Genomic DNA, 246 nt, shown 5'->3' with positions numbered 1-246 from the left:
CCAATAGTCATTATAATTGCGATAACACAAAGCACTAAAGCTTGATTAAGCAATGTAGCACCAGCCACAGTACCTAAAGTAATCACAATAATTTCGGCAGAAAGAATAAAGTCGGTTCTTATTGCCCCTTTTATTTTTTGTTTTTCGTACTCAACTAAATCTAACTTTTCATCTTCGTCTACCGCTTCACTGTTATGAGGCAAAAACTTAGCAAATACTTTTTCAGCTCCCTCAAAACATAAAAAC

General features: G+C 34.6%; 1 protein-coding gene. It reads right to left on the bottom strand.

From position 1 onward, the window contains the following. Positions 1-246, bottom strand: a 246-nt coding sequence (locus AAEZ18_RS19420; RefSeq protein ID WP_352256081.1) for a DUF808 family protein, incomplete at both ends; no start/stop codon positions are given.

It is taken from the genome of Pseudoalteromonas sp. 19-MNA-CIBAN-0066, from assembly GCF_040308705.1.
GTDB classification, from domain to species: Bacteria; Pseudomonadota; Gammaproteobacteria; order Enterobacterales; family Alteromonadaceae; genus Pseudoalteromonas; species Pseudoalteromonas nigrifaciens.
Note: the sequence above shows the minus strand (reverse complement) of the source record. Positions and strands in the feature narration are given on the sequence as shown.